At 62.0% G+C, this 24,319-nt stretch carries 22 protein-coding genes, 1 tRNA gene and 1 pseudogene; 15 read left to right on the top strand and 9 right to left on the bottom strand.

Annotated features, from left to right (window positions below; translation table 11 throughout):
- Positions 1-143: 143 nt before the first annotated feature.
- Together HPO_RS17635 and HPO_RS21290 are read right to left on the bottom strand one after the other, a co-directional pair.
- Complete coding sequence (locus tag HPO_RS17635; protein WP_233349129.1) at positions 144-815, bottom strand: TorF family putative porin; 672 nt, start codon at positions 813-815, stop codon at positions 144-146.
- Between the two features lie 197 nt (positions 816-1,012).
- A pseudogene (locus tag HPO_RS21290) lies at positions 1,013-1,826 on the bottom strand (SDR family NAD(P)-dependent oxidoreductase).
- 174 nt (positions 1,827-2,000) lie between these two features.
- On the opposite strand from HPO_RS21290, the gene HPO_RS17625 reads away from it, so the two are divergent.
- Positions 2,001-2,423 (top strand): BLUF domain-containing protein, encoded by a 423-nt coding sequence (locus HPO_RS17625; protein WP_051612781.1) that lies wholly within the window; start codon positions 2,001-2,003, stop codon positions 2,421-2,423.
- Here the strand turns inward: HPO_RS17625 and HPO_RS17620 are convergent.
- Entirely contained in the window at positions 2,420-3,370 is a 951-nt protein-coding gene (locus tag HPO_RS17620; RefSeq protein WP_051612780.1) for a hypothetical protein, read from the bottom strand. The genes HPO_RS17625 and HPO_RS17620 overlap by 4 nt on opposite strands.
- A gap of 143 nt (positions 3,371-3,513) precedes the next feature.
- On the opposite strand from HPO_RS17620, the gene HPO_RS17615 reads away from it, so the two are divergent.
- From HPO_RS17615 to HPO_RS17555, 13 genes are all read left to right on the top strand, one after another.
- Positions 3,514-4,083: a hypothetical protein gene (locus HPO_RS17615; RefSeq protein ID WP_035601845.1), complete on the top strand. Its 570-nt coding sequence runs from the start codon at positions 3,514-3,516 to the stop codon at positions 4,081-4,083.
- A 33-nt stretch (positions 4,084-4,116) separates the two neighbouring features.
- Positions 4,117-4,968 (top strand): TIGR01459 family HAD-type hydrolase, encoded by an 852-nt coding sequence (locus tag HPO_RS17610; RefSeq protein ID WP_035601842.1) that lies wholly within the window; start codon positions 4,117-4,119, stop codon positions 4,966-4,968.
- Positions 4,969-5,073: 105 nt separating this feature from the next.
- Positions 5,074-5,505 carry a MaoC family dehydratase gene (locus tag HPO_RS17605; RefSeq protein WP_035601839.1) on the top strand — a complete coding sequence of 144 codons (432 nt, stop codon included), beginning with the start codon at positions 5,074-5,076 and terminating at the stop codon, positions 5,503-5,505.
- Positions 5,505-6,431, top strand: coding sequence for a riboflavin biosynthesis protein RibF (gene ribF / locus HPO_RS17600; protein WP_035601836.1), 927 nt, complete (start codon positions 5,505-5,507; stop codon positions 6,429-6,431). Before HPO_RS17605 ends, ribF begins: the two co-directional genes overlap by 1 nt.
- Before the next feature lie 148 nt (positions 6,432-6,579).
- Positions 6,580-7,149, top strand: a complete 570-nt coding sequence (locus HPO_RS17595; RefSeq protein ID WP_035601833.1) for a YbjN domain-containing protein — start codon at positions 6,580-6,582, stop codon at positions 7,147-7,149.
- Between the two features lie 202 nt (positions 7,150-7,351).
- Positions 7,352-10,450: an isoleucine--tRNA ligase gene (ileS, locus tag HPO_RS17590; protein ID WP_035601830.1), complete on the top strand. Its 3,099-nt coding sequence runs from the start codon at positions 7,352-7,354 to the stop codon at positions 10,448-10,450.
- 222 nt (positions 10,451-10,672) lie between these two features.
- Complete coding sequence (gene lspA / locus HPO_RS17585; RefSeq protein WP_035601827.1) at positions 10,673-11,209, top strand: signal peptidase II; 537 nt, start codon at positions 10,673-10,675, stop codon at positions 11,207-11,209.
- A 34-nt stretch (positions 11,210-11,243) separates the two neighbouring features.
- Positions 11,244-11,741: a DUF3035 domain-containing protein gene (locus HPO_RS17580; protein WP_035601824.1), complete on the top strand. Its 498-nt coding sequence runs from the start codon at positions 11,244-11,246 to the stop codon at positions 11,739-11,741.
- A gap of 61 nt (positions 11,742-11,802) precedes the next feature.
- Positions 11,803-13,161 carry a M16 family metallopeptidase gene (locus tag HPO_RS17575; protein ID WP_035601821.1) on the top strand — a complete coding sequence of 453 codons (1,359 nt, stop codon included), beginning with the start codon at positions 11,803-11,805 and terminating at the stop codon, positions 13,159-13,161.
- Positions 13,161-14,552, top strand: coding sequence for a M16 family metallopeptidase (locus tag HPO_RS17570; RefSeq protein WP_035601818.1), 1,392 nt, complete (start codon positions 13,161-13,163; stop codon positions 14,550-14,552). The genes HPO_RS17575 and HPO_RS17570 overlap by 1 nt, the downstream gene beginning before the upstream one ends.
- Positions 14,553-14,943: 391 nt before the next feature.
- Positions 14,944-15,019 (top strand) — tRNA-Val (locus HPO_RS17565).
- A 104-nt stretch (positions 15,020-15,123) separates the two neighbouring features.
- Positions 15,124-16,170: an META domain-containing protein gene (locus HPO_RS17560; RefSeq protein ID WP_035601815.1), complete on the top strand. Its 1,047-nt coding sequence runs from the start codon at positions 15,124-15,126 to the stop codon at positions 16,168-16,170.
- Positions 16,171-16,235: 65 nt separating this feature from the next.
- Positions 16,236-17,753 (top strand): flavin-containing monooxygenase, encoded by a 1,518-nt coding sequence (locus HPO_RS17555; RefSeq protein WP_206742184.1) that lies wholly within the window; start codon positions 16,236-16,238, stop codon positions 17,751-17,753.
- A gap of 154 nt (positions 17,754-17,907) precedes the next feature.
- Here the strand turns inward: HPO_RS17555 and HPO_RS17550 are convergent, their stop codons facing one another.
- The 3 genes from HPO_RS17550 to HPO_RS21285 form a co-directional block, all read right to left on the bottom strand.
- Positions 17,908-18,753: a crotonase/enoyl-CoA hydratase family protein gene (locus tag HPO_RS17550; RefSeq protein ID WP_035601808.1), complete on the bottom strand. Its 846-nt coding sequence runs from the start codon at positions 18,751-18,753 to the stop codon at positions 17,908-17,910.
- A gap of 79 nt (positions 18,754-18,832) precedes the next feature.
- Positions 18,833-19,981 carry an AGE family epimerase/isomerase gene (locus tag HPO_RS17545; RefSeq protein WP_162174067.1) on the bottom strand — a complete coding sequence of 383 codons (1,149 nt, stop codon included), beginning with the start codon at positions 19,979-19,981 and terminating at the stop codon, positions 18,833-18,835.
- Positions 19,982-20,052: 71 nt separating this feature from the next.
- Positions 20,053-20,331, bottom strand: coding sequence for a PilZ domain-containing protein (locus tag HPO_RS21285; protein ID WP_035601803.1), 279 nt, complete (start codon positions 20,329-20,331; stop codon positions 20,053-20,055).
- A gap of 382 nt (positions 20,332-20,713) precedes the next feature.
- On the opposite strand from HPO_RS21285, the gene HPO_RS20625 reads away from it, so the two are divergent.
- Positions 20,714-20,899, top strand: a complete 186-nt coding sequence (locus HPO_RS20625; RefSeq protein WP_157532909.1) for a hypothetical protein — start codon at positions 20,714-20,716, stop codon at positions 20,897-20,899.
- 492 nt (positions 20,900-21,391) lie between these two features.
- On the opposite strand, the gene HPO_RS17535 is transcribed toward HPO_RS20625, so the two are convergent.
- From HPO_RS17535 to cysC, 3 genes are all read right to left on the bottom strand, one after another.
- Positions 21,392-21,655, bottom strand: coding sequence for a hypothetical protein (locus HPO_RS17535; protein WP_035601800.1), 264 nt, complete (start codon positions 21,653-21,655; stop codon positions 21,392-21,394).
- Positions 21,656-21,748: 93 nt separating this feature from the next.
- On the bottom strand, positions 21,749-22,429 hold the full coding sequence (locus HPO_RS17530; protein ID WP_035601796.1) for a polysaccharide biosynthesis/export family protein: 681 nt from the start codon (positions 22,427-22,429) through the stop codon (positions 21,749-21,751).
- Positions 22,430-22,563: 134 nt separating this feature from the next.
- Positions 22,564-24,319: adenylyl-sulfate kinase (gene cysC / locus HPO_RS17525; protein WP_035601794.1), on the bottom strand; the 1,756-nt coding region annotated here is incomplete at its 5' end.

The following is a 24,319-nucleotide window of genomic DNA, read 5'->3' as shown; positions in this document are numbered from 1 at the left end:
GAAAGATCATGCCTATAAACCGCCTTTTGAGGCGGTTCTACCCCTGCGCAAAAGTCAGGCAAAAAGAAAACCGCGTGTGGAATCCGGGTAGGCCCACACGCGGTTTGAGATTTCAGGCCCGGTATTCTGAGCCTTCAGGCAGATTACATGGAGCGCGAGATGGTGAACACGACGCGTTCGTCAGCCAGGTTTGAACCGTCGATGTCGGTATCCCAGTAGCGCAGGTCGAAGCCGAAGCCGAGGGCGGAGTAGGTGCCGCCGATCGACCAGTTGGTGTAGTCGTCGCCGTCGTCGAACTGGTAGTTACCGAGGCTGGCGTCCACCGAGAAGGCGTCCGTGAAGGAATAGCCCGTGGTGGCGTTCAGGTAGAGGTTCTTGTTGTCGATGTCGTAGTAGGCTTCGCCGCCAACCGAGAGACCGCTTTCGAAGGAATAGCCGAGGGCACCCTTGATTTCGAGGAAGTCGAGATCGTCATCTTCCGTGTCCGGATAGGTGTAATAGATGACGCCCAGATCCCAGCTGATGCCGTTGGCGAGTTCGCCAGCCAGACCGCCATAGAAGTCCAGTTCGACGTTGGCATCGGAATCGCTGTCGAAATCGATGCTGGAAGCCCAGGTGCCAGCATAGAACATGCCGTTGGTGTAGTCGAAGCCGCCGGAGATGGCGAGGTCGCCGTTCGACTGCGAAACGCCGCGCCAGACATAGTCCGACGACAGAGCGACGTTGCCCGAGAATTCGCCTTGGGCGGATGCAGTGCCGGCCGCTGCCAACATGGCAGCAAGTGCGACACCTGCCTGATAAAACTTCATACGCATGCGTGTTAACCCCGTCTTGTGATCACGCTCCCGCTTGAGCGCCACGAACGAAGTTGCCGGTCTTTCCCCGCCTTGCCGATGCTGCCGCCACGCGAACACGCGTGAGAGGCATTTAATCGCACCGAATTTGGGCAGGCGGCGCCACCCATGCCTTACAATTGTGCGGCGCAGCGTCCAGAAATCAGGCAGTACCCGAGTCAGCGTGCCTTCAGCGGGGCATATCCAAGGTGCATCCCCGCATCCACCAGCAGGGTTTCGCCAGTTATGTGACGGGAAGCATCGGTAATGAGGAACAGCGCAGAATCGGCGATGTCATCAGGGCCGGAAGCCACGTTCAGGGGCACGGAAGCGGCGACCCCGGCTTCCATCTTGCTGTATTGCGCCTCGCTCATCGTGTCCTTGAACCAGCGGGTGCCGATAAAACCCGGGCAGACGGCGTTGACACGAATGGCTGGGGCGAGCGCCCGGGCGAGGCTGATCGTCATCGTATTGAACGCGCCCTTGGACGCAGCATAGGCCACCGAGGAGCCCACCCCCCGCCACCCCGGCGATGGAGGAGACGTTCAGCACAGCCGAGGCGCGGCCGGTCTGGCGGTGCGCCTCAACCAGCAAGTCCTTGGTTTTCTGAAGCAAAATGAAGGGGCCGGCGACATTGACCGAATAGAGATGCAGGAAATCCTCGCGGCTGAGCGCGTCGAGGTCGCTATGGTCGCGGGCATGTTTGGTGATGCCGGCATTATTCACCAGAATATCGAGCCGGCCTGCCTGGGCGGCGGCATCGGCCAGCTTCTGGCAGCCTTCGTCGGTGGAGACGTCGGCCTGGACGAGGCGCGCCTGGGCGCCGGCGGCCTGACAATCGGCCACGGTGACCTCTCCGTCGGCGATGGATTTGGTACAATTGATAATGACGCTGGCGCCGCGCTCAGCGAGTTTCAGGGCTATGGAACGGCCCAGGCCGGTGGCTGAGCCGGTTACCAGGGCAGTGCGGCCTTCAAGATCGCGCGGGGTCATCTGTCGTCTCCATTATCCCTTGTTTTTCCTGAGGGTTTGCTGATCGCGCGGCCCTTGGGGAAGTCAAGGGGCCGCCGGCGCACGCGTGGCGAGAGCAGCACGGGGGATTGTTTGCAACCGGCTGTTGCCGCTTCTTTCTGGGAACCAGACCGTAGACCTATTCGTTCTATCTGCATGAGCAATGATCTGTTTCGCCTTATCTATGTGAGTACCGCTCGTCCCGGATTGTCGGAAGAGGATATGTTGAATGTTCTCAACGCTTCCCAGTCCAATAATGAGGAGCGCTACATCACCGGGTACCTCGTGCATAACGGGGGAAGCTTCATGCAGCTGATCGAAGGTCCGCGCGTAGAGGTTGAGGATATTTACGACCGTATCCTGAAGGACAAGCGCCATTCCGGCATCGTGCGCATTCTTGCCGAAAAGGCGGAGTCGCGGGCCTTCCCGCGCTGGTCGATGAATTACTTCCGCTTAGATAAAAGCGGACATAACGGGACAATGATGGTCCGCCGCGACGACCCCGTGGACAGTCTGATGGCGGCCGACGCCCCGCGCGACCTGATCCACACCTTCTCCAAATTCATCCGGCAGGGCTAAGCCCCCCGCCGGCCCCGGAGGAGCCGGGCAGCCGCGATGGCGAGGCCAACAAGGACAAGGCCGGCAATGAGCAGGCTGAGGGGCTCGGCGCCGAAAGTCTCGAAGTATTGCGTGTATCCATGGATCGCCAGGAAAACGACGGCGCTGACCGAAAGGAAGCCGCCGCGCCGGGCCGTGAAGGCGAGGGTGAACGACAGGGCGGGCCAACCTATGGCGAAGATCCAGGGCGCAAGGCCGAAGGCGGGTTGTGCCGCGTCTTCATAGGACCAGCGCGCGCCGCCCAGAACATCGCCCCAGAGCGAGCCCACCCAGAAGGCAAAGTGAACCAGAATCAGGCTGGTGCGGGCCGCGACCGTGATCGGATTGGACCAGCTTTCCGGAACATGCCCGCGCAGCCGGTAGAGCCCGGCAGTGAGCAGGCCGAAGACGGCAATCGTCAACGTGGGTTCCTCGACGAAGAGGGCGTAGCTGGCGTGCCAGTAGCCGGTGCCAGAGCCAAAAACGGCACCCAGGGCGACCATGGCGAGCGCAGCCAGGAAGGCCGAGCGATACCAGATCGCGCCTGCCGTCAGCAGGAAGGTGATCAGCAGGGCGGGCTGGGTTGGGTGAGCCTCGCGGAACTCCCAGCCGACCCAGCCGGCCAGGCCCAGCGTGCCCATGAGGGCGAGGGCGGTTGCCAGCAACGTGAAGCTCTCGCCGGTCATCAGGCGGCGCAGCGCCTCTGCCGCCGCCAGCGCGGCGAGGGCCAAGAGCAGCCCGGTGGCCGCATTGGGCACCAGCGCGATGGCCGCCACCGAAACGGCGATGGCGCCGAAGATCAGGAGCAGGTTGACCGCCAGGCCGCCCCGCCGGTCTGGCAGGGCCAGCGCGGTGAGCCGGGCGGCTTCCTCCGGCGTGATCTGAGCGGTGGCCTGCAGCGCGGAGAGATCGAGGCGGATGATGGACATGGGTTTGCTCCAAAATAGTGAGCGCTCACTAACATAAGCGAACCCGCTGGGCAAGGGTCTTCGGCGCGCCCTCCTTCCGGCCCGTCTTGATTTCGCCGGGATTTGGAGGCTCCCTGAGCGCGCACGCCATGTGGAGGGACGCCATGCGCCGGGTTTTTGCTGTTATTTCTGCCATCCTGCCCGCTCTCGCGGTGGCCTGTGTGTATGCGCCGGAAGGCGCGCCGCCGCCGCCACAGCCCGCGACGTTTGCAGTGCCCGCGCCGCCCCCTCCGGCCCGCTTCGTGGCGCTGACGGCGACGCTGCCCCACGGCCCAAGCGAGGGCCTGCCACCCTCGGTGCTCGATCCCATTCAGGAGGGCGCCCCACTGCGGCTGGACCTGACGCTTCTGCCGCCGCTCATCCCCTCGATCCGCCAGCCGGACGGCACCTATGTCCTCGCCGAGAGCTGCGATTTCGGGGTGGTGGAGGCAGGCGCGGTCTCGTTGCCGACGGGTTCCTATCACATGCTGATCAATGCCGAGCTCGGCACGCCATCGGCCAATCCGGCAAGCCTTCTGAGCTGCGAGTATGACCCCGCCCTGATGAGCGACGACTCCCCGGGCGCAAGCTGGCGCCTGAGGGGCTGTTTCCTGCCGCAGGCGGTATCCATCCCCACAGCCACGCTCTGGGCGCTGAGCCCGCTGCCGGCGAGTGCCTGTGGCATCGGGAATTGACCCGGCCGCGTGCCCGGCCTAGCTCGCTAGCCCATGACAGCTCCGCTTTTCCCGCCCGGCCTTGCCGGTCTCGCCAGCCGCTATGACACCATCCTCTGCGATGTGTGGGGCGTGATCCATAATGGCCGCGCCGCCTTCACAGAGGCGTGCGACGCGCTGGTGAAGTTCCGCGAAGGCGGCGGCCGGGTGTGCCTGATCACCAATGCCCCGGTGCCCGAAGCGCAGGTTGTGCGCTATTTCGAGCCGCTTGGCGTGCCACGCGAAGCCTTTGATGCCTGCGTCTCCTCGGGCGACGCAACCCGCTATGAACTCTCCCAACGGCCCGGCCAGACCGTCTGGCGCCTTGGCGGGGATGAAGGCTGGGAGCATGACCGCCACCTTTACGAAGGCCTCGACCTGAAGTTTCAGGACGATGCGGGCGCCGATCTCTTGCTGTGCATCGGCCTGCGGGACATGGCGAACGACCAGCCGGAGGACTATCGCGCAGAGCTGCGCGAAGGCGTGGAGAACGGCCTGCCGATGCTTTGCGCCAATCCAGACAAGCAGGTGCGCGTGGGCGGCAAGCTCTACTGGTGCGCCGGCGCGCTGGCCGATGTTTACGAGGATCTGGGCGGGGAGGTGATCTATCCCGGCAAGCCTTATGCGCCGATCTACAAGCTGGCGCTCGAACGGGTGGCCGCCATGGGCGCCCCGGCGCGCAATATCCTGTGCATCGGCGACAGCCCGGCCACCGATGTGCGCGGCGCCAGCGGCCAGGGCTTCGACAGCCTCTATGTCGGCACCGGCCTGAAGCAGCATGGCGCTGATTTTGAAGCAGAAGTTACCGATCTGCTGGCCGATTACGGGGAAATGGCCACTTATGCGATGACGGGGCTCAGATGGTAAGCAAACCCTGGGCACCGCAGCGCCTCGCAGGCGAGCAGGGGTGACGGCGGCTTCTGCCCCGTGTAACGCACTTCAGGACACAGAATCAGGGAGTAATCCGGCCGCATGACCCAGTTCACCGGTTACAAATATGAAGACCTCGAGATCGGCCAGGCGCACGAAACAGTGCACACGATCACGGAGAACGACATCCAGCGTTTCGCCGAGGTTTCGGGCGACTATAACCCGCTGCACATGTCCGACGAGTTCGCCGCCAAGACGATATTCGGCAAGCGCATCGCCCATGGCGCGCTGACGGCAAGCTATATCTCCGGCATCCTGGGCAACAATCTGCCCGGCCCCGGCGCAATCTTTGTCGGCCTCTCCATGCGCTTCAAGCGTCCGGTCCATATCGGCGACACGGTGACCGTGCGCGCCGAAGTGGCCGAGAAGCAGGACCGCGGCAACCGCGTCACCCTGAAGGTCGAATGCATTGTCGAAGGCAAGCGCGTTATCACCGGGGAAGCCGACGTGGTGGCCCCCAGCCGGGAGAAGTGATGGCAGTCTTTGCCGAATATCGCGGGCTGCCGGAAACGGCGCGGGGCGCGTCGATCGCGCTTGGCAATTTTGATGGCCTGCATGCCGGCCACCGCGCCGTGATGGACGCGGCGCGCATTGCCGGCCATGGCAGCTTTTCGGTGGCGACCTTCGAACCGCCCCCGCGCGCCTATTTCCGCCCCGGCGACCCGCCTTTCCGCATCCTGCGGCCAGAGCGGCGCAACGACCTGATCCTCGCCGCCGGCGCCACCCATGTGTTCGAGCTGCCCTTCAATGGCGAGATGGCGGCGATGACCGATGAAGGCTTTGTCCGCCAGGTGCTGGTGGACGGGCTGGGCGTGTCGCATGTCTCCGTCGGCTTTGACTACCGCTTCGGCCGGGGGCGGATGGGCCATGCCCAGCGCCTCGCCAGCCTTGGCCGCGCGCTGGGGTTTGGCGTTACCATCGTTGAGGAAGTCTCCGGCCATGGTGGCAAGGCCTCGTCCACGGCCATCCGCCAGGCCCTGATGGCGGGCGAGCCGGAAGTGGCCGCAGACCTGCTGGGCGGCCCCTGGATTGCCGATGGCATCATCGAGCCGGGCGAGAAGAACGGGCGCACTTTCGGTTTCCCTACCGCCAACATGGCGCTGGGCGATCTCATCCACCCGAAGATGGGCGTCTATGCCGTCCGCCTGCGGATCGAGGGGGAAAGCGAGTGGCGCGACGGCGTGGCCAATTTCGGCCGTACACCGACCACCGGCCTGCGCGACCCGCTGCTGGAAACCTTCATCTTCGACTTCAACCGCGAGATCTACGGACAGCGCGTCGAGGTTCAGCTCATCGCCTATCAGCGCCCGGAACTGAAATTCCCCTCGCTGGACGCGATGATCGAGCAGATGCACAGGGATGCCGAATTGGCCAAGGAAATCCTCGCCACCCGCCGCTGAAAGGCGGGGCCGGGTGACCTGAGGCAGCAGGCCGGGTAACCCCCGGATGCACCATAAATTTTCCGTAATTTGCGCCGAGGGTGCCCCCCACACAGCGCCTGCAAACGCGCGCAGTCTGCTGTTGTTGGGACGCACACAGGAGGACACTTTGCGCCGTATTATCTCCACTCTGGCCCTCGCGGCCTTTATCGCCGCGCCGGCCTTGGCGCAGGGCGATCTCTCAGCGGATGTCAGCCTCGCCCGCGATGACCGGATGGTCCGTTCGGTGTTCCTGGCCGATCTGAAGGCCATCGTGGCTGATGCAGGCCATACCATTGATAGCGTCGGGGATGCGGGGGTGAACTCCGTCACAGGCATCACCCCGGATGGCCTCATCTATCACGTGGACGGTGCTGTCTGTGAAAACCAAGTCCGCCCCGGCTGCCTCGGGATCAACATCAATGTCCGCTATGACGGCGACGAGATGGTGACCTATGAGAAGCTGAACGCGGCAAATCTCGCCTGGAACCCGGTTTCGGTCGCCCTTGACGGCATTGTGGGCCAGGAGGGCTCCAGCCTCATCATCACCCGCTATGTCATCCTTGACGGCGGCATGACGATGGAAAACATCAAGGACAACCTCACAAACGCCCTGTCGATTGCGATGGATGTGGCTGACTTTGTCTGGGAAGTCGGCGACTATGCCACCGGCTATGAAGACGATTACGGCGATTGGTGAGCCCGCGCCGGCAGGGGTGACAGCCCCCGCCCGTTCATGCTAACCGCCCGGACCATGGAAAAGGCACGGGCCCGCAAAATCATACGAATTAGCGGCCCGGCCGCCGTCTGAACCCTTGTTTCAGCGGTGGCCGGGTAAAGTTCGTTTGCCCCAATGATTTCAACCGGTGCCTCCGCTGCCCCCATCTGATCGACCAGACATCATGACCGAATCGACCGCCCCTGAACGCGATTACCGCGACACCCTGTTCCTGCCGAAAACCGAGTTTCCCATGCGCGCCGGCCTGCCCAAGGCAGAGCCTGAATGGATCAAGCGCTGGGACGCCCTCGGCCTCTATGAAAAGCTGCGCGCCGACGCAAAAGGCCGCGATCCCTTCATCCTGCATGATGGCCCGCCCTACGCCAACGGCCACATCCACCTCGGCACGGCGCTGAACAAGATCATCAAGGACATCATCGTCCGCTCCCACCAGATGCAGGGCTTTGACGCCTCCTACCTGCCGGGCTGGGACTGTCACGGCCTGCCCATCGAATGGAAGGTGGAGGAGGAGTTCCGCTCCAAGAACCGCCCGAAGGACTCGGTGCCGCCGGCTGAATTCCGCGCCGCCTGCCGCGCCTATGCGGAGCATTGGGTGGGCGTGCAGAAGGCCGAATTCCGCGCCCTCGGCATCGAAGGGGAATGGGACAACCCCTACCTCACCATGGCCTTCGAGAGCGAAGCGATGATCGTCTCCGAATTCCTCGACATGGCGATGAAAGGCGGCCTCGTCCGCGGTGCCAAGCCCATCATGTGGAGCCCCGTGGAACGCACGGCGCTGGCCGAGGCGGAGGTGGAGTATCACGACCGGAAGGTGCCGGTGGTGTGGGTGAAGTTTCCGGTGGTGGCCCTTGAAGGCGCGCAACACGAGTACAGTGCTGAGGACGGTGGCTGGAACAGATCGAAAGAAGAATACAGCATCCTCGGAAAAGCGTCAGTAGTCATCTGGACAACGACCCCTTGGACCATCCCGGCGAACCAAGCTGTCTCATATTCCGAACTTATCCAATACAGAGTCTATCGCGTAGATGCGGTGGATACGGAGAAGGACTTCACTCCTTTTGCCAAAGTCGATGAGTACCTCATCATTGCCGAGAACAGGGCAACGGAGGTGTTTGAAAAGGCTTTCGTGACCAAATGGACTGAGATGTTTCCACTTATGAAAGTGGAGCACTTGTCGCTGCTGAGGCTGGCTCATCCGCTTCATGCCCTTTCCCCCTTCTTCCAGCACCCTATCCCACTCCTCGCCGGCGATCATGTGACTGACGATGCCGGTACAGGTTTCGTCCACACCGCGCCTGCGCATGGCGAAGACGACTTCGATGTTTGGGTAAACTCTGGCCACACGACGCAGGAAATCCGCCAGATCGTCGATCCCGATGGCAAGTATACGGACGAAGTTCCGGCCCCGCTCGCGGGCCTCGACATCATCGTCACCTCCGGCAAGAAGCGCGGGGAGGCGGGCAAGGCGAATAATGAGGTGATCCGCCTCCTCGCCGAGAGCGGAAACTTGCTGGCGCGCGGCATCACCACTATCCGCGACGCGCATTCCTGGCGCTCCAAAGCCCCGGTCATCCGCCGCGCCACGCCGCAATGGTTCATCGCGATGGACAAGCCCGTGCATGGCGGCAAGACGCTCCGCGAGCTGGCTCTGAAAGGCATCGCCGACACCGAATTCTTCCCGCCCACGGGCCGCAACCGCCTTCAGGCGATGGTGGAAGGGCGGCCAGACTGGCTGATCTCGCGCCAGCGTAACTGGGGCGTGCCGATCACCCTGTTCGTCAACGCCAAGGGCGAGCCCCACACGGCTGCCCTCAGCAAGGAACAGGCCGACAAGCTCAACGCCAACATAAAGGCCGCTATCGAAAAAACCGGCGTAGACGGATGGTTCGCCACGCCGGACGCAGACTTTTTCGCCGGCACCGGCGTCTCCCCCGAAGGCTGGGAAAAGGTGACGGACGTGCTCGACGTGTGGTTCGATTCCGGAACGACGCACGCCTTCGCCCTGCGCAAACGCGGCATCATCGATAACGCCACAGGGCAGGCGGACGTTTACATGGAAGGCTCTGACCAGCATCGCGGCTGGTTCCAGTCATCCCTCTTGGAAAGCTGCGCCACGCGCGGCATGGCGCCTTACAAGAAGGTCGTCACCCACGGCTTCATCGTGGATGCTGACGGCAAGAAGATGTCGAAATCCATCGGCAACACGATCGAGCCCCAGCAGGTGCAGAAGGATTACGGCATCGAAATCCTCCGTATCTGGACGGCCTCTGCCGACTATATGGAAGACCTGCGCATCTCCGACGAGATCATCAAGGGCACCGTCGAAACCTACCGCAAACTGCGCAACACGCTGCGCTACCTGCTCGGCGCGCTGGATGGCTATACGGCGGAAGAGAGCGTTTTGTTTTCGCCTTCGAAGTACGAGCCAGTTTTTGAATCATCATTGACTGTGCGCGCGATGCCCGGCCTCGAACGCTTCATGCTCCACCGCCTCGCCGAACTGGACGCGCAAGTGCGCGCCGCCTATGCGAATTTCGACTTCAAGCGCGTGATGACCCTGCTCATCAATTTCGTGAACGTCGAACTCTCCGCCGTCTATTTCGACATCCGCAAGGACTCGCTCTACTGCGACCCCGCCTTCGCCACCGCAAAGGCATGGGACAGCGAAACCTCCGCCTACGGAGATCGCCGCCGCGCCGCGCGCACGGTCATGGCCGCCGTCTTCGAACGCCTCCTCGGCTGGCTCGCCCCGGTGATGCCCTTCACCACGGATGAAGCCTTCGGCGAAAGCCACCTGAAAGGCACCGCGCCCTCGGTCCACCTCACGCTCTTCCCGCCGACACCGGAGGCGTGGAAGGATGACGCGCTCGCAGCCCGCTGGGAGAAGATCTTCGCCGTCCGCCGCGTCGTCACCGGCGCGCTGGAGGTCGAACGCCGCGAGAAACGCATCGGCGCCTCGCTGGAAGCGGCCCCCAAAGTCATCATCGCCGACAAGGCGCTGATCGACGCCTTCGAGGGCGAAAGCGCGGCTGACATCTTCATCACCTCCGGCGCAGAGCTGGTTCTGGCCGCCGAAGGCCCCTCCGGCGCCTTCACGCTGCCCGATGCCCCCGGCATCTGGGTCGTTCCGGAAAAGGCCACCGGCATCAAATGCCGCCGCAGCTGGAAATATTTCGACCCCGCCACGGCAGACCCGGCCTTCCCGGACATCACCCCCCGCGACGCCCTGGCGGTGAAAGCCTGGGACAAGGTGGCCGGGTAGGAGCAGGGAAGACCCTCACCTCCCATTGCTGCGCAATGGGCCCCTCCTCTCCCAGAGGGAGAGGGGTTTGGACTTCGCCGCGAGCGCAACGCTAAGCCCCTCTCCCGCGAAGTGGGAGAGGAGGGGCCCGCGGCCAAAGGCCGTGGGAGGTGAGGGGCTTCCGCCCATTCCCCCTGCACAGAAGCGCTTGATCCGCCTGCCAGCCTCTGCAATCTCAGCAGCATGAAGCTATCGCCGCAGACAATCTGGCCCTTCGCGGTGATTCCGCTCGTTGTCCTGTTCGATCAGGTGACGAAATGGATGATCCTGGCGGAGCCGCGCCTGAACGGGCTCATCTGCCTGCATGACAAGACCCTCTGCGGCAAAATCGTGGTTCCTGGCCCGGTTGATCTCTCGATGGTCTGGAACCGGGGCATGTCTTTTGGCCTGTTCCAGTCGGAAGGCATCATGCGCTGGGTCATGGCGGGCCTGATGGCGGCCATTGCTATCGGTTTCTTCTTCTGGCTGCTGCGCGCCGAAGGGCGCTGGCTGAAAGCCTCCCTGGCCCTCGTGGTCGGCGGCGCCATCGGCAATCTCATCGACCGGGTGCGCTTTGGCGCGGTGGTTGATTTCGTTGACGTAAACGAGCTGACGCTCGGTTACTTCCCCTGGGTCTTCAATGTGGCCGACGCTGCCATCACCATCGGCGCGATTCTCCTGTTTGTAGACCAGTTCTTACTTTCGCGCCCGAAACAGGCTAACAGCCTGAAGCAAGGTTAACCCACTCCAGTTCAAGCGGATCTCGTAAAGTCACATGAAAAAGACCCTCCCGCTCCTCGCCGCCGGCCTCGCTCTGGGTGTCACGGCGGCCTGCTCGTCCACCGGCAATGCCGGCACGGCCACTCCCGACGAGTTTCGCGTGGTCACCAAGCCGCCGCTTTCCATCCCCCCGAATTACAGCCTGCGCCCGCCTGCGCCCGGCACCACGATCCCGGCGGAAGTCGAAGTGGCCACCAGCGGCGGCACGTCGGCGTTCGGTTCGGGCCTGGGCCAGCAGGCCAGCGCTTCGGAACGGGCCCTCGTGGCAGCGGCCGGCGCCAATGCGGTCAATCCGTCCATCCGCGCCCAAGTCGACTGGGAAGAGACCAAGGCCATCCGCAAATCGCCCACGATTGCCGATCGCATTCTCTTCTGGCGCAAATCCAACCCGGAAGACGCCGCCTCTGCGGCGGTCGACAACGCTACCGGCGATCAGACGGTGACGATCGAGCAGGCTGGCGGCGGCCGCCGCATCAAACTGCCCGGAACCTGATGAATTCGGATGGGGGCCTTCGTGCCCCCATTTTTCTGCCCCTCCAGATCGGAGCTACCCCATGAAACGGATACTCGTCGCTGCAGGGCTCCTCGCCTTTGCAGTTGCTGGCGCTTCAGCCGAGCCGGCCACCGCGCCCAACACGCCGTCCAGCTTCACGCTCGACAATGGCATGCAGGTGGTCGTTGTGCCCGATCACCGCGCCCCCGTCGTCACGCACATGGTGTGGTACAAGGTCGGCGCCGCCGATGAGGCGCCCGGCAAGTCCGGCATCGCCCACCTGTTCGAGCATGTGATGTTCAAGCAGACCAAGAATATCGGCCCGGAGGAATTCACCTCCATCGTCCAGCGTTCCGGCGGCCAGCTCAACGCCTTCACCTCCTGGGACTACACCGCCTATTTCGAGCGGGTGCATAAAGACCAGCTCGGCAAGATGATGGAGCTGGAAGCCGAGCGGATGGTGAACCTCATCATCAATGACGACCCCAAAGGCCCGTTCATCGCCGAGCGCGATGTGGTGAAGGAAGAGCGCCGCCAGCGGATCGAGAACAATCCCGGCGCGCTGCTTCAGGAAATGGTGCTCAACGAGTTCTGGAAGGGCCACCCCTACGAGATCACGGTTATCGGCCTGATGGATGAAGTCGCCGCGCTCAGCCCGCAGGACGGTCTCGATTTCTACAAGGAATATTACAGCCCGGAGAACGCCATCCTGGTAGTCGCCGGGGATGTGACCGAAGAGGACGTCCGCGTCCTGGCCGAGGAGCATTACGGCCCTATCGAGCCAACCGGCCAGGCCCACAGCGCCCGCAAATGGCAGCCCGTTGCCCCGCTCGCCGAGACGAAGCTGATCACCCATTCCGATCCCAAGGTGCGCCAGCCCGTCTGGAGCCGCTATTATCTGGGCACGTCCTTCAAGCGCGATCCGGAAACCGCCCTTGCGCTGGAGGTTGGCCTTGAAGTGCTCGGCGGCGGCATGACCAGCCGGCTCTACCAGTCGCTGGTCGAACAGCAGAAACTGGCCATCAATATAGCCACCTTCGCCTGGACCACGCTGCATGATGAAGGCCCGGCCGTCATCTATGGCACGCCGGTCAGCGGCGTCAGCCTGGAAGATCTGGACGCTGCCGTGATGGCCGAGATCGAGAAGATCCTCGCCGATGGCTTCACCGAAGCCGAAGTCGTCCGCGCGCGAAACAAGCTGGCCGCTACCGCCATCTACCAGCAGGACAGCCAGTCCTCGATGGCCAACCATTACGGCGCCAATCTCGCCCTCGGCTTCACGCTGGAAGAGATCGCCGCCTATCCCGACGAGGTACGGCAGGTCACGCCCGAGCAGGCGCTGGCCGCTGTGCGCGCCGTCTTCGGCGCCGACAAGAATTACATCACTTCCCATCTTCTGCCGGCCGAAGGAGACCTCTGATGTTGAAACTCCGGCTTTTCTCCGGCGCGGCTGCCGCGCTTCTGATCACCGCCTGCGCCGGCACGCCTGCGCCGCAGGCTTCCCTCGACGCGGCCCCGGCGACGCCCGCGCTCGCCGTTGATGTCTATGATGGCGATTTTGTCGATATCCAGCAGTTCACCACCCCCGGCGGCGTATCGGTCTGGCTGGTGATGGAACCGTCAATCCCGATCGTCTCGGTACAGATGGCCTGGCGCGGCGGCTCGGTGGCGGATCCGGATGGCCTGGAAGGCCTCGGCCAGGCGGTTGTCTACGGCATGAATGAAGGCGCCGGCGATCTCGATTCGCTCGCCTTCCAGACGGCCATGGAAGAACTGAACATGAGCTTTGGCTGCTCCAACGGCACCGAATGGACCAGCTGCTCGGCCACGATGCTGTCAGAAAACGCGCCCGCCTCGATGGCGCTGGTCGCCAGCGCGTTGACGGCGCCGCGCTATGATGAGGGCCCGTTCCAGCGCTTCCTGCGGGAGCAGGAAGTCGGCCTGAAGACACGCGAAACCTCGGCGGGCTATCTCGTCTGGCGTGCCCAGTCCCAGGCGCTTTATCCAGATCATCCCTTCGCGCGGGAAGTGACGCCCGAAAGCCTCGCTGCGCTCACCCCGGAGCTGGCCCGCAGCCATATGCGCGCGCTGATGCGAAAGGACGGCCTTCTTGTCACCGCCGTCGGTAACATCACCCCGGAAGACCTTGCCCCGCTGATCGACACCGCCGTCGCCGCCCTGCCGGAGACAAGCGAGATCCCGGCGGTTGCCCCGGTCACCCTGCCGGATACGGCCGCTGCCGATCCCGTCATCGTGCCGCTGCCCCAGCCGCAGAGCCTTGTGCGCTTCATCGGCCCGGCCATGGACCGGGCAAACCCCGACTATTTCCCCGCCTATGTGCTGAACTACACCTTCGGCGGCGGCGGCTTTGAAAGCCGGCTGGTGAAGACCCTCCGCGTCGACAAGGGCCTCACCTATGGCGTCAGCTCCAGCATCGACCCAAACCCCTCCTTCACCGTCTGGTCGGGCGGGGGGCAGACCAAGAATGAGAGCGCCGGCGATTTCATCACCGGCATTCGCGACGAGATGCAGAAGTTCATCGATGGCGGCGTAACCGAGGCGGAGCTCTCCGATGCCAAGGCCTATCTGATCGGGTCCTATCCGCTCGGCTTTGACTCCAATGCCAAGATCGCCAGCAACATCATGTCCGTCCGCCAGGATGATCTGGGCGTCGACTATTTCGACCGCCGTAATGCCCTGATCGAGGCCGTCACCCTCGAAGACGTAAACCGCGCCGCCGCCACCTATCTGGCGCCCGGCCGCTACAGCTTCTTCGTCGTCGGCGAGCCTCAGGGCCTGACGGCAGAATAAGGCCTGCCTGAAGCAGAACGTGCGCCCCCCTTCCGCGTGCGGGAGAGGGGGCGCCGTCAATGGCAGAAACTGTCCCCAGCCTGTCCGGATTTGTCCGAAACTGTCCGGATTTGTCCAGGAAGTGTCCGCGCCTGTCCGCCCCCGTCAGGGGGAAAGACCCGCCCTTATCCACGCCCCTCCGCAGCCTGAAACCTCGGCCTCGCCGGCCATCCCGCCGCCGCGCAGCCGTTCTTATCCACCAGTCTTCTGCAGCGGTTAGACTCTCCCCCATCAGAAACGGGATTTTTCCGGCGAAATTTCAGCCAGCAGTCTTTCTGGGGAGGGGGCAGACCAGAGCCGCAAACCGCACTTGCCTTCCGGGCATGCTCCCGGCTAAGAGGACGTCTCGGTGGGGCGATTAGCTCAGTTGGTAGAGCGCCTGCTTTACACGCAGGATGTCGGCGGTTCGAGCCCGTCATCGCCCACCATTTTCCTTCTCTTGCGGGCCTGTTTTTGCCTTGGTTGTGTCCCAGGGTTGACGCTGGCGCAGTCTCAGTCAGGCTATGTTGCGCGCAGACTGGAGGAATACGCCATGAAACTTTCCCACCTTCTGATGGCGGCGGCGACGCCGCTGATGATTGCCGGTTGTGGCGGTCCTTCTCCGGAGGGGCAGGGCGATGCGGATGCTTCGCTCGCCTTTGGAACTGATTATGACTGCAACGGGCTCACCGTCTCTCTCGGTATTCTGGACGAGGAGGCAGTGCTACGCGTCAACGGGAAAGAATACCGGCTGACCCCGGTTGAGACCGCTTCAGGCGCCAAATATGCCGCCGAGGGTACGCCGGAAACCTCGTTCTGGAACAAGGGCGAAGAGGGCCTGCTGATGCTGGAGGGCGTGGAATATCCCGGCTGCACACAGGCGGGCGGCTATGGCGATCCGGCAGAGGTAATCGATACCGGGGATCTCGGGATCGGCCGCGCGCAGGTCTGGACGGCGCGGGGAAATGAGCCGGGCTGGACGGTGGCGCTGGACGGGACGACGCTGACCTACATCTATGCCTATGGCGAAGGCCAGTATGACGCGCCCCAGCCGGAGGCCGAAGCCATCGAGGGCGGCAAGCGCTATGCGACCGCCGATGGTGTGCTGAGCGTGACGGTGCTGGACAAGGTGTGCGCCGATGACATGAGCGGGATGCCCTATCCCCAGACGGTGACCGTGCAGATGGAAGACGCGCGGGTGCAAGGCTGCGGCGGCGATGTGAATGACCTGCTGGCAGGCGCATGGGACGTGATCGAGGTGAATGGGGCGCCGGTGATGCCGGATGTGGTCATCACGGCGATCTTCGAGGCCAATACGCCGGAAAACCCGGAGAATCCGGGGCAATTCGTGCCGGCGACGGGCCAGGTGGGCGGCAAGGCCGGATGCAACAGCTATGGCGCCGAATACACTGTCTCCGGTGAGGGGCTGGTGATGGGCGATGCAACCTATACCGAGATGGCCTGCCCGCCGGATGTGATGGCGCAAGAGGCGGCATTTCTGGACGCGCTGGGCAAGGTATCGATGATCAGCTTTGATGCGGGCGGAGAGATGGAACTGCGCGACCATGAGTTCCGGCAGCTCTATCTCCGGCGGCAATAACGCCTGACCCGCGGGCACCTGTTGACGGCCCGGCCAGCGCTCAGCAATCCTGCCGGTAATTATGCGTGAAATCACGCAGCCACTGGGAGGAATTGCAGGCGATGGATACGACCGTCAGCAAGAGCACGACACGGATTGCGATACTCGGCGCGGGCATGAGCGGCCTTGGCGCAGCGGCCAAGCTGAAGGAGGCGGGCTATAGCGTTATCGACATTTTCGAGAAGTCAGGCGGGGTAGGCGGCACCTGGCGGGACAACACCTATCCGGGCTGCGGCTGCGATGTGCCCAGCCACCTCTATTCCTATTCCTTTGAGCTCAATCCCGACTGGGATTACAAATGGTCTCTCCAGCCGCAGATCCTCAAATATTTCGAGGACTTTGCCGACAAATATGATGTGCGCCGGCATTGCCGCTTCAATACCGAGATCACCGATTGCCGCTGGAACGATGCGGCCAATACCTGGACGCTGACCGACCGGGCGGGGAAGACGTATACGGCCGATGTGCTGATCTCCGGCCTTGGCCAGCTGAACATTCCGCATACGCCCAATTTCCCCGGACTTGATACGTTCAAGGGCGCGGCCTTCCATTCGGCTCGGTGGGATCATTCGGTGGATCTGAAAGGCAAGACCGTGGCCGTGATCGGCAATGGTCCGAGCGCGGTGCAGTTTGTGCCGGAGATCCAGAAAGTGGTCGGCAAGATGCTGAGCTTCCAGCGCTCACCGGCCTGGTGCCGCCCGCGCGGGCAGCGGGCGTATGACGCGAAAGCGAAGAAATACTTCGCGGGCGCAGACTGGCGGATCAACTGGTACCGGTGGCGCATTCGGGCGTTTGCCGATTTCGGCTTTGGCGCCTTCCTGCAGAAGTCTCCGATGGGGCTGGCGAACTCCATGAAGAAGATGTGCCAGAAGCATCTTGAGGACCAGGTGAAAGACCCCGTTCTGCGGGAAAAGCTGACGCCGGATTTCGAGCCGGGCTGCAAGCGTATTCTGATTTCGGACGATTATTATCCTGCCCTCTGCCAGCCGAATGTTGAGCTGCTGCGCCAGGGTATCAAGGCGGTGACGCCGGACGGCGTGATCGGCGAGGATGGCCAGGAATACAAATGCGATGTGATCATCTGGGCGACGGGCTTCCAGTCGACCGAGTTCCTGACGCCGATGGAGGTTTATGGGCGCAATGGTCTCAGCCTCAACCAGGCCTGGAAGGATGGCGCCGAAGCCTTCAAGGGGCTGGCGGTTTCCGGCTTCCCGAACTTCTTCATGCTGTACGGGCCCAATACCAACCTTGGCCACAACTCCATCATCCTGATGGTGGAGCATCAGATCCACTACATGATCCAGTGTATCGACAAGATCGCCGAGAAGGGCGTGGCGGCCATCGATGTGACGCCTTCTGCAATGACGGCGTATAATGTTCGTGTGCAGAGCGAGATTGCCAAGACGGTGTGGGCGTCAGACTGCCATAGCTGGTACAAAAATGAAGCCGGCAAGGTGACCAATAACTGGTATGGCAAGACCACCGACTACAAGAAGGAAACCCGGCATCCGGACTGGACGGATTTCGAGGTGGTGGAGGGGTAGGCGCTCACCTCCCCCGCGCTTTGTGCGCGGGCCCCTCCTCTCCCGGAGGGAAAGGGGTTTAGCGTTGTGCTGACGGCGAAGTCTCAGCCCCTCTCCCGCGAAGTGGGAGAGGAGGAGCCCATTGCAAAGCAATGGGAGGTAAGGGCCTTCTTGGTTACATCGGCTCGGTGCGGATGGGCGCGAGGTCCGGGTAGACCGGCTCGCGCTTTTCGGCGCGGGCGGCGAAGGCTTCGGCCATGTGCGGCGGGGGGAACATCGCGGTGTTCCAGAGGCCGATATAGTCCAGCGTTTCGGCGGTGGTGTGGTCGCGCCCGTAATTGATGAGGACTTTCGAGCCGGTGACGGCGAGGGGGTTTTTCGAGGCGATTTCGCGCGCGGTGGCGAGGACGCCGGCGAGAAGCTCTTCATGCGTGTCGTAGATGTCGTTCACCAGGCCGATTTCCTTGGCCTTCGCCGCGTCTATCTTGCGGCCGGTATAGGCAAGTTCCTTGACCCAGCCTTCGGGAATGTAGCGCTGGAGGCGCGGGAAGGTGCCAACGTCTGCGGTCATGGCGATGTTGATCTCCATGATGCAGAAATAGGCGTCTTTCGTGCACCAGCGGATGTCTCCGGCGGTGATCATGTCGATGGCGCCGCCGATGACCGCGCCATGGCAGGCAAAGAGAACGGGCACGCGGGCGTCTTCAAGGCAGTTGAAGGAGGATTGGATGGCCTTGACGTTCAGCCGGAAGGCCTCGGCCATCACATAGCGGTCATGCTCGGCAGCCGGGCGGGGGCTGGTGAAGACGGACGTGTCCATGCCGGCGGAGAAGTGTTTCCCGGTCGACGAGATCACGATGACGCGGGCGAGGGCGTTATTATCGATGGTGCGGACGATCTCGGGCAGCTCGTTCCAGAAGGCCTTGTTCATCGTGTTCATCGCCTCGGGACGCGACATCTGGATGTGGGCGACCTTGTCCTCAATGGTCACCTTGAAGGCTTCGTATTTGTCTTTCAGCATGGGTGTCTCCTCCGTTTGGGGAGAAGTGTAGCAGGCAGGCGCGGCGCGGCGAGGGGTGACGCGGGGGGAATGGGCGGGGCTATTCCGGAGCCAGCCGGAGGATTTCGCAGAAGGCCAGCAGGATATGGTAGAAGGTTGAGGCAGGGGTTGTGGCTGTCTGAAGCCTTCCGTCCTGAGTGAAGGCGTCCACCCACAGGCCTTCTGGAACGCATGGGCCCAGATGGAACCGGAAGAGCGCGCTGCAGGCACTTTCGACCTGGGGCCAGGGGGAGGTTCCGGTGACCTCGTAAAGTCCGAGCCAGCCCTTGATCCGCTCCGTGTTTGGCCAGGTTCGCGACTGGGTGTCGAGCTGTTTTCCCGTATGGTCGACGGCGTTCAGGGTGAGGCCGGAGGTCTGGCAGACGCCCAGCGTTTCGGCGGTCAGCACCAGATCATGGATGAGGCCTGAATGATCCTCCCCTGTCAGAAGCTGATGCTGCGCTAAAATCCAGGCCCATTCGAAATGATGCCCCGGCTCGATCCGTATGGCGCCGCAAGCTTCAGCGATTGGCTGGAGGCCGTCGGTGAAGAATTCGGGGAGGGCTTTCGACTGGGGCTGGTAGAGGCGTTGCACGAACAGATCTGTCAGTTCACGCGCAATACGGATGTGATGGCGGGCGGGTATCACGGTTTGAAGCTTCAGGACCGCTTCGAGCAGATGCATATGCGGGTTCTGCTGCCGGGGAAGGGTGGGCGGAAATGTGTTGTGGAATCCCGCTTCTGATCCGTGCCGGAAAAGATTTTCCACAAGGTCCAGCGTCTGGTTGGCATACTCCAGGGCGATCTGCCGGCCCGAGGCTTCCAGATACCAGGCAAGGCCATAGAGGCAGAACGCAAAATCGTAGAGATCAGGGGTGAGGTCGAGAGGTATCCCTTCAGCGCTCGCGGTGCGGCACCAGCCTCTGTCTGCGCCCATCCACAACTTTGTGGTCATATAGCTGAAGACCTGATGTGCGGCGTCCAGCGCGCCGGGGAGGCCCAGCAGATGCGCCTGGCTGAAGACGTAGAGCTGGCGCCCGCACACCCGTGTCCGGCGCGTCGCGGGTACCTGCTTCAAGGCGGCGCCATCATATTCCAGCAGTTCGACCGGGCCACCATGTAGGGGATCGATGCCGTGCGCGATCCAGAACGGAAGCGCGCGCTCATATGTCCATGCCCGGACGGTTTTGAGGGTATGGGGCGCAAGCAAGGTGAATGTCTTGTCCTGGATGGGGGAACCGGTTGGGGAGGCGGAAGGAAGAGACCGGGGGTCTCTGCCGGTCATGCGTTGCGCAGGCGGGCCCCGATCATCACGCCTCTCTGCCAGGCGACCTCGCATGGAATGATGCGCGGCGTGGACGAATTCGGTGTCGGAATTTCAAGCTCAAACAGCTTCGGGCACGGCCAGGGAATGCCAAGTCTCAGGCAAGCGCCGCCCTTCGAGACGTTTATAATTTGTACATCCATGGATGATCGCGAAAAATTGAACAGGATACGTCCGCTTTTGAGCGTGCGGCGGCGAGGCCAAAGGCGGCGATTCCCGGCGGCGGCCGGGAACATATCGCGCGCACTGTGCGTTAGAATCCTACTTGGCATGGCAGTCCTGAGAATACGGGTTCCTCGAGGCGCTTTGCGCCAATGCACACCCTGATCTTCAGCGCTTCTCCAAACAAGCTGACCGGATGGGTAACCCGCTTGCGGGAGTCCAGAATTCCACAGGCCTGAAACAGCCTCAGGAAAGGTTTATGAAATACGTAGACGGAGGGAATTTCAGTATCCTCCCCATATGGGCTATCCGGAAGGATGGGCCCGGAAGGATTGTTTCCATGCTAGGGTTGCACTTGGAAATTAGGTCGGCCATCCCGATTGCGTGAATTGCTGCTGCTGCTACAGCTGCAGATTCATAGGCGGATAACTGGTTCTCTGTATCAGGGAGATGCGAATGACCGAGAACCTGTCTTTTTCAATCTGCAAGAGCTGGCAGTTTTCGTCGAATTTGTCAGTGGAACTGTCTGTTCCTTCAGCGTTTTCAGAACAACAGCTTGCGGATGAAATCCGAAATCCGTTGTCCTGCGAGGGGCCTTTTCTGGCGGGGCCTTCGAAGCCTGTGGGGAAACTGCATGGCTGAAGGAGCGCCAACTGAATGTTCTGGAAGGGGCGGTTTGCCCGAAATTCCAGCGGCAGGGATTTGCACGTCCCCGGAGCGTTCACGCATTAATGCACGGTTATCCATTGGTCCCCATGCCCCGGCTCGCCAGCTGTGCGGCGGACGTACGTGACGGGGAGGGTGCATTATCGCCAGGTTGCGCTTTCACCTGCCAAGACGGCGCGTTCCATTTCGCGACAAGTGGCACAGATTGCGATCGTGTGCGGCGAACATACTGGCGTGGAGTTGGGGAACCCTGAAGCGCTTGGCGCAGGAGGGGGGGGCGGCTCAGAAGTTGGACATTCCGGCTGCTGGGGGATCTTCGTTGGCCAGTGGGCTCCGGCGGGAGCTGCAGGCAAGTAAAACGGAAGCAATTGTTCTGCAGGCCATTGGGCCGCTGATGACGGCAGATATCGGGAGCAGGGCGGTTGTCCTTCAGGCAACGCTGCGGAAGCTTGCCCGTCTGCTGTCCATTCAGAAGTTCAGTCTGTGGATAACCTGCCAGGATGGCTTTTTCTGCTCCGAGGAAGAATGGAGCGAAACAAACTTCCAGCGTCGCCTTGTGCCTCGCCGCTGGATTCTCAGCGTGTTGATGTACCCGATCGCCAGGCCCAGAAAGACGATGCCAAGGATCATCCATTTGCGCTTGAAGATCGTGTTGAACAGCTGCCTGATATTTACATCACTGTCGTCCTGCCAATCGGCTTCTCGCGCGAGGGTATCGAGCGAGATATCCACAGGCCGGTTTCCGGCAAGGTTGGCGCTTCCCGGTGGGCGTGCCGGGAGTTCGGGATGGGGTGTGCCAGGGGCCATGACTCTACTTGATTTAAGCTAGAAGAGGGGACGGAAGACCGCGATAATGGGACTGGTCCGCACGATATCGAGGAACACGCTTCGGACACGTGACCCATCGACGATGATGAGATCATTACCATAGATCAGCGGGTCGGCGGCTGAACCTTCCCGGATGGCGATGAGGTCGAATGCGGCCATCTGTCTCTGGCCATCAATTGTGCGTACAATGATGGCTCGTCTCTGATTTGCCGTCTCGGACGCGCCGCCGCTCAGGGCAATTGTTTCCAGCAGGGTCAGGCCGGGCTTGGCGTCATATGTGCCTGGCTTCCTGATGGCGCCTTCTACCGTGACCTGTTCGATAAAGGCAGGTTTAAGGGAGACAACAACGTCCGGAGACTGCAAGTAGGTGGCAGACAGCCTTTCCTCGATCAGTGTTGCGATTTCAAAAGATGTCTTCCCGGCAAAGTCCATGTCGCCCAGCATGGGCAGCTTGGTGCGTCCGTCCAGATTGAGATAGTAGGTACCGTTCAGGTCGCTCATGTCTCTGACACGAATCTGGACTTCATCGAACGGTCCTGCCCGGAACTCGGCCGTCCTTGCCGTATAGGTTGTGTCTGGAGGCGGGAGGTTTGTCTGCGTTGCATTCAGACCATTGCTTGAAGAGCAGGCTGTGATGGCAAGCAGGAACAGAATGGAAATCCAGAACATTCTGGCCATAATATCATCTCGCATTGAAAACTGCCGTCAACGTCCCCCAGGACCCTGCGATAGACAAATGGATGCCCCTCTCAACAATGGCAGTTGCTGAGCTTCGGGCCATTCCCCATTTGGGTAGTCTGAGAGGGGGGGGGCTAGCGGTCGAGGAAGCCTTTTTCGCTCAGCCAGTCGAGTATCTGGCCGGCTGCCGCGTCAATGTCCGTCCGGGTGGTATCAATTCTAATTTCCGGGAATGCAGGGGGCTCGTAGGGGCTGTTGATCCCGGTAAAGTTCAAGATCTCGCCGGCGCGGGCCTTTCTGTACAGCCCTTTCACATCGCGGCCTTCCGCAACCGCGAGGGGGGTATCGATGAATATCTCGACAAATTCACCAGCCTGCATGAGCCGGCGCGCCATCTGCCGTTCGGCTTCGAAGGGAGAGATGAAGGAGACAATCGTGATCAGGCCGGCATCGCTCATGAGCTTCGCGACTTCCGACACACGGCGGATGTTTTCAACCCGGTCTGCATCGGTGAAGCCGAGATCGCGATTGAGCCCGTGGCGGACATTGTCCCCATCCATCAGGAAGGTGTGTTTCCCCACCGAATGCAGGCGGCGTTGAAGGGCATTGGCGATGGTGGATTTGCCGGAGCCGGAGATGCCGGTGAACCAGAGCACAGCCGGACGCTGGGATTTCAGATCAGCCAGGTCGTCGCGGCTGATATCCAGCGTCTGCCAGTGAATATTGTCTGCCCGCCTCAGGCCGAAATCGATCAGGCCCATGCCGATGGTGTCGTTTGTGTTCCGGTCAAGAAGGATGAAGCTCCCCGTTTTCCGGGCAGCCGTAAACGGATCATAGGCGATAGGTTGTTCCAGCGACAGGGTGCAGACGCCGATATCGTTCAGGCCGAGCGTTCTGGCCGGGCGGTGCTGCATGTCGTTGACATCGATGCGGTATTTGGGGGCGTTTATGGTTGCCGTTACGGTCTGGGTGCCGATCCGCATCAGATAACGCCGGCCGGGCAGCATGTCGGCCTCGCTCATCCAGAGAATATGGGCCTGGAACTGATCCGACACTTCAGGCGACGCCGTGGCGCAGGCAAGGATGTCGCCGCGTGAGGTATCAATTTCATCCGCGAGCGTCAGCGTGACGGCCTGTCCCGCGGACGCTTCCGGGAGGTCGCCGTCATAGGTGACAATCCGTGTCACTTCGCTTTCGCGCGCGGAGGGCATTGACCGGATACGGTCCCCGACCTTCACGGCCCCGGACGTGATGGTGCCGGAAAAACCCCGGAACTCGGAATCGGGCCGGTTGACCCATTGCACCGGCAACCGGAAAGGTTCGGTACGATGCTTTGGGTCAAGGCTGACGCTCTCAAGATGCTGAAGGAGTGTCGGACCATTATACCATTTCATCTGCTCGGAGGGGAGCAGCATATTGTCCCCGTTCAGGGCAGAGAGTGGGATAGCCTGGATTTCAAGATCCCCCGCCAGCTGGTGCGAGAAATTGTAGAACTCCGCATCGATGGCATCGAAGACTTCCGGATCCCAGTCGACAAGATCCATCTTGTTGACTGCCAGAACCAGTTTCCTGATGCCGAGCAGGGTGACGATGAAGGCATGCCGGCGGGTCTGGGTGATAATCCCCTTACGGGCATCAACGAGAAGGATGGCCAGGTCTGCTGTGGACGCGCCTGTTGCCATATTGCGCGTATACTGTTCATGTCCGGGCGTGTCGGCGACGATGAATTTCCGCTTATCGGTGCTGAAGAAGCGATAGGCGACATCAATCGTGATACCTTGCTCACGCTCGGCCGCAAGACCATCGACGAGCAGGGCAAAGTCGATGTTCTCGCCTTGCGTCCCCATCTTGCGGGAATCGGCCTCAATGAACCGCGCCGGTAACCCCGGA

The organism is Hyphomonas polymorpha PS728 (genome assembly GCF_000685315.1).
In the GTDB taxonomy this organism is placed as follows: Bacteria; Pseudomonadota; Alphaproteobacteria; order Caulobacterales; family Hyphomonadaceae; genus Hyphomonas; species Hyphomonas polymorpha.
This window is presented reverse-complemented; position numbering and strand designations above follow the sequence as displayed.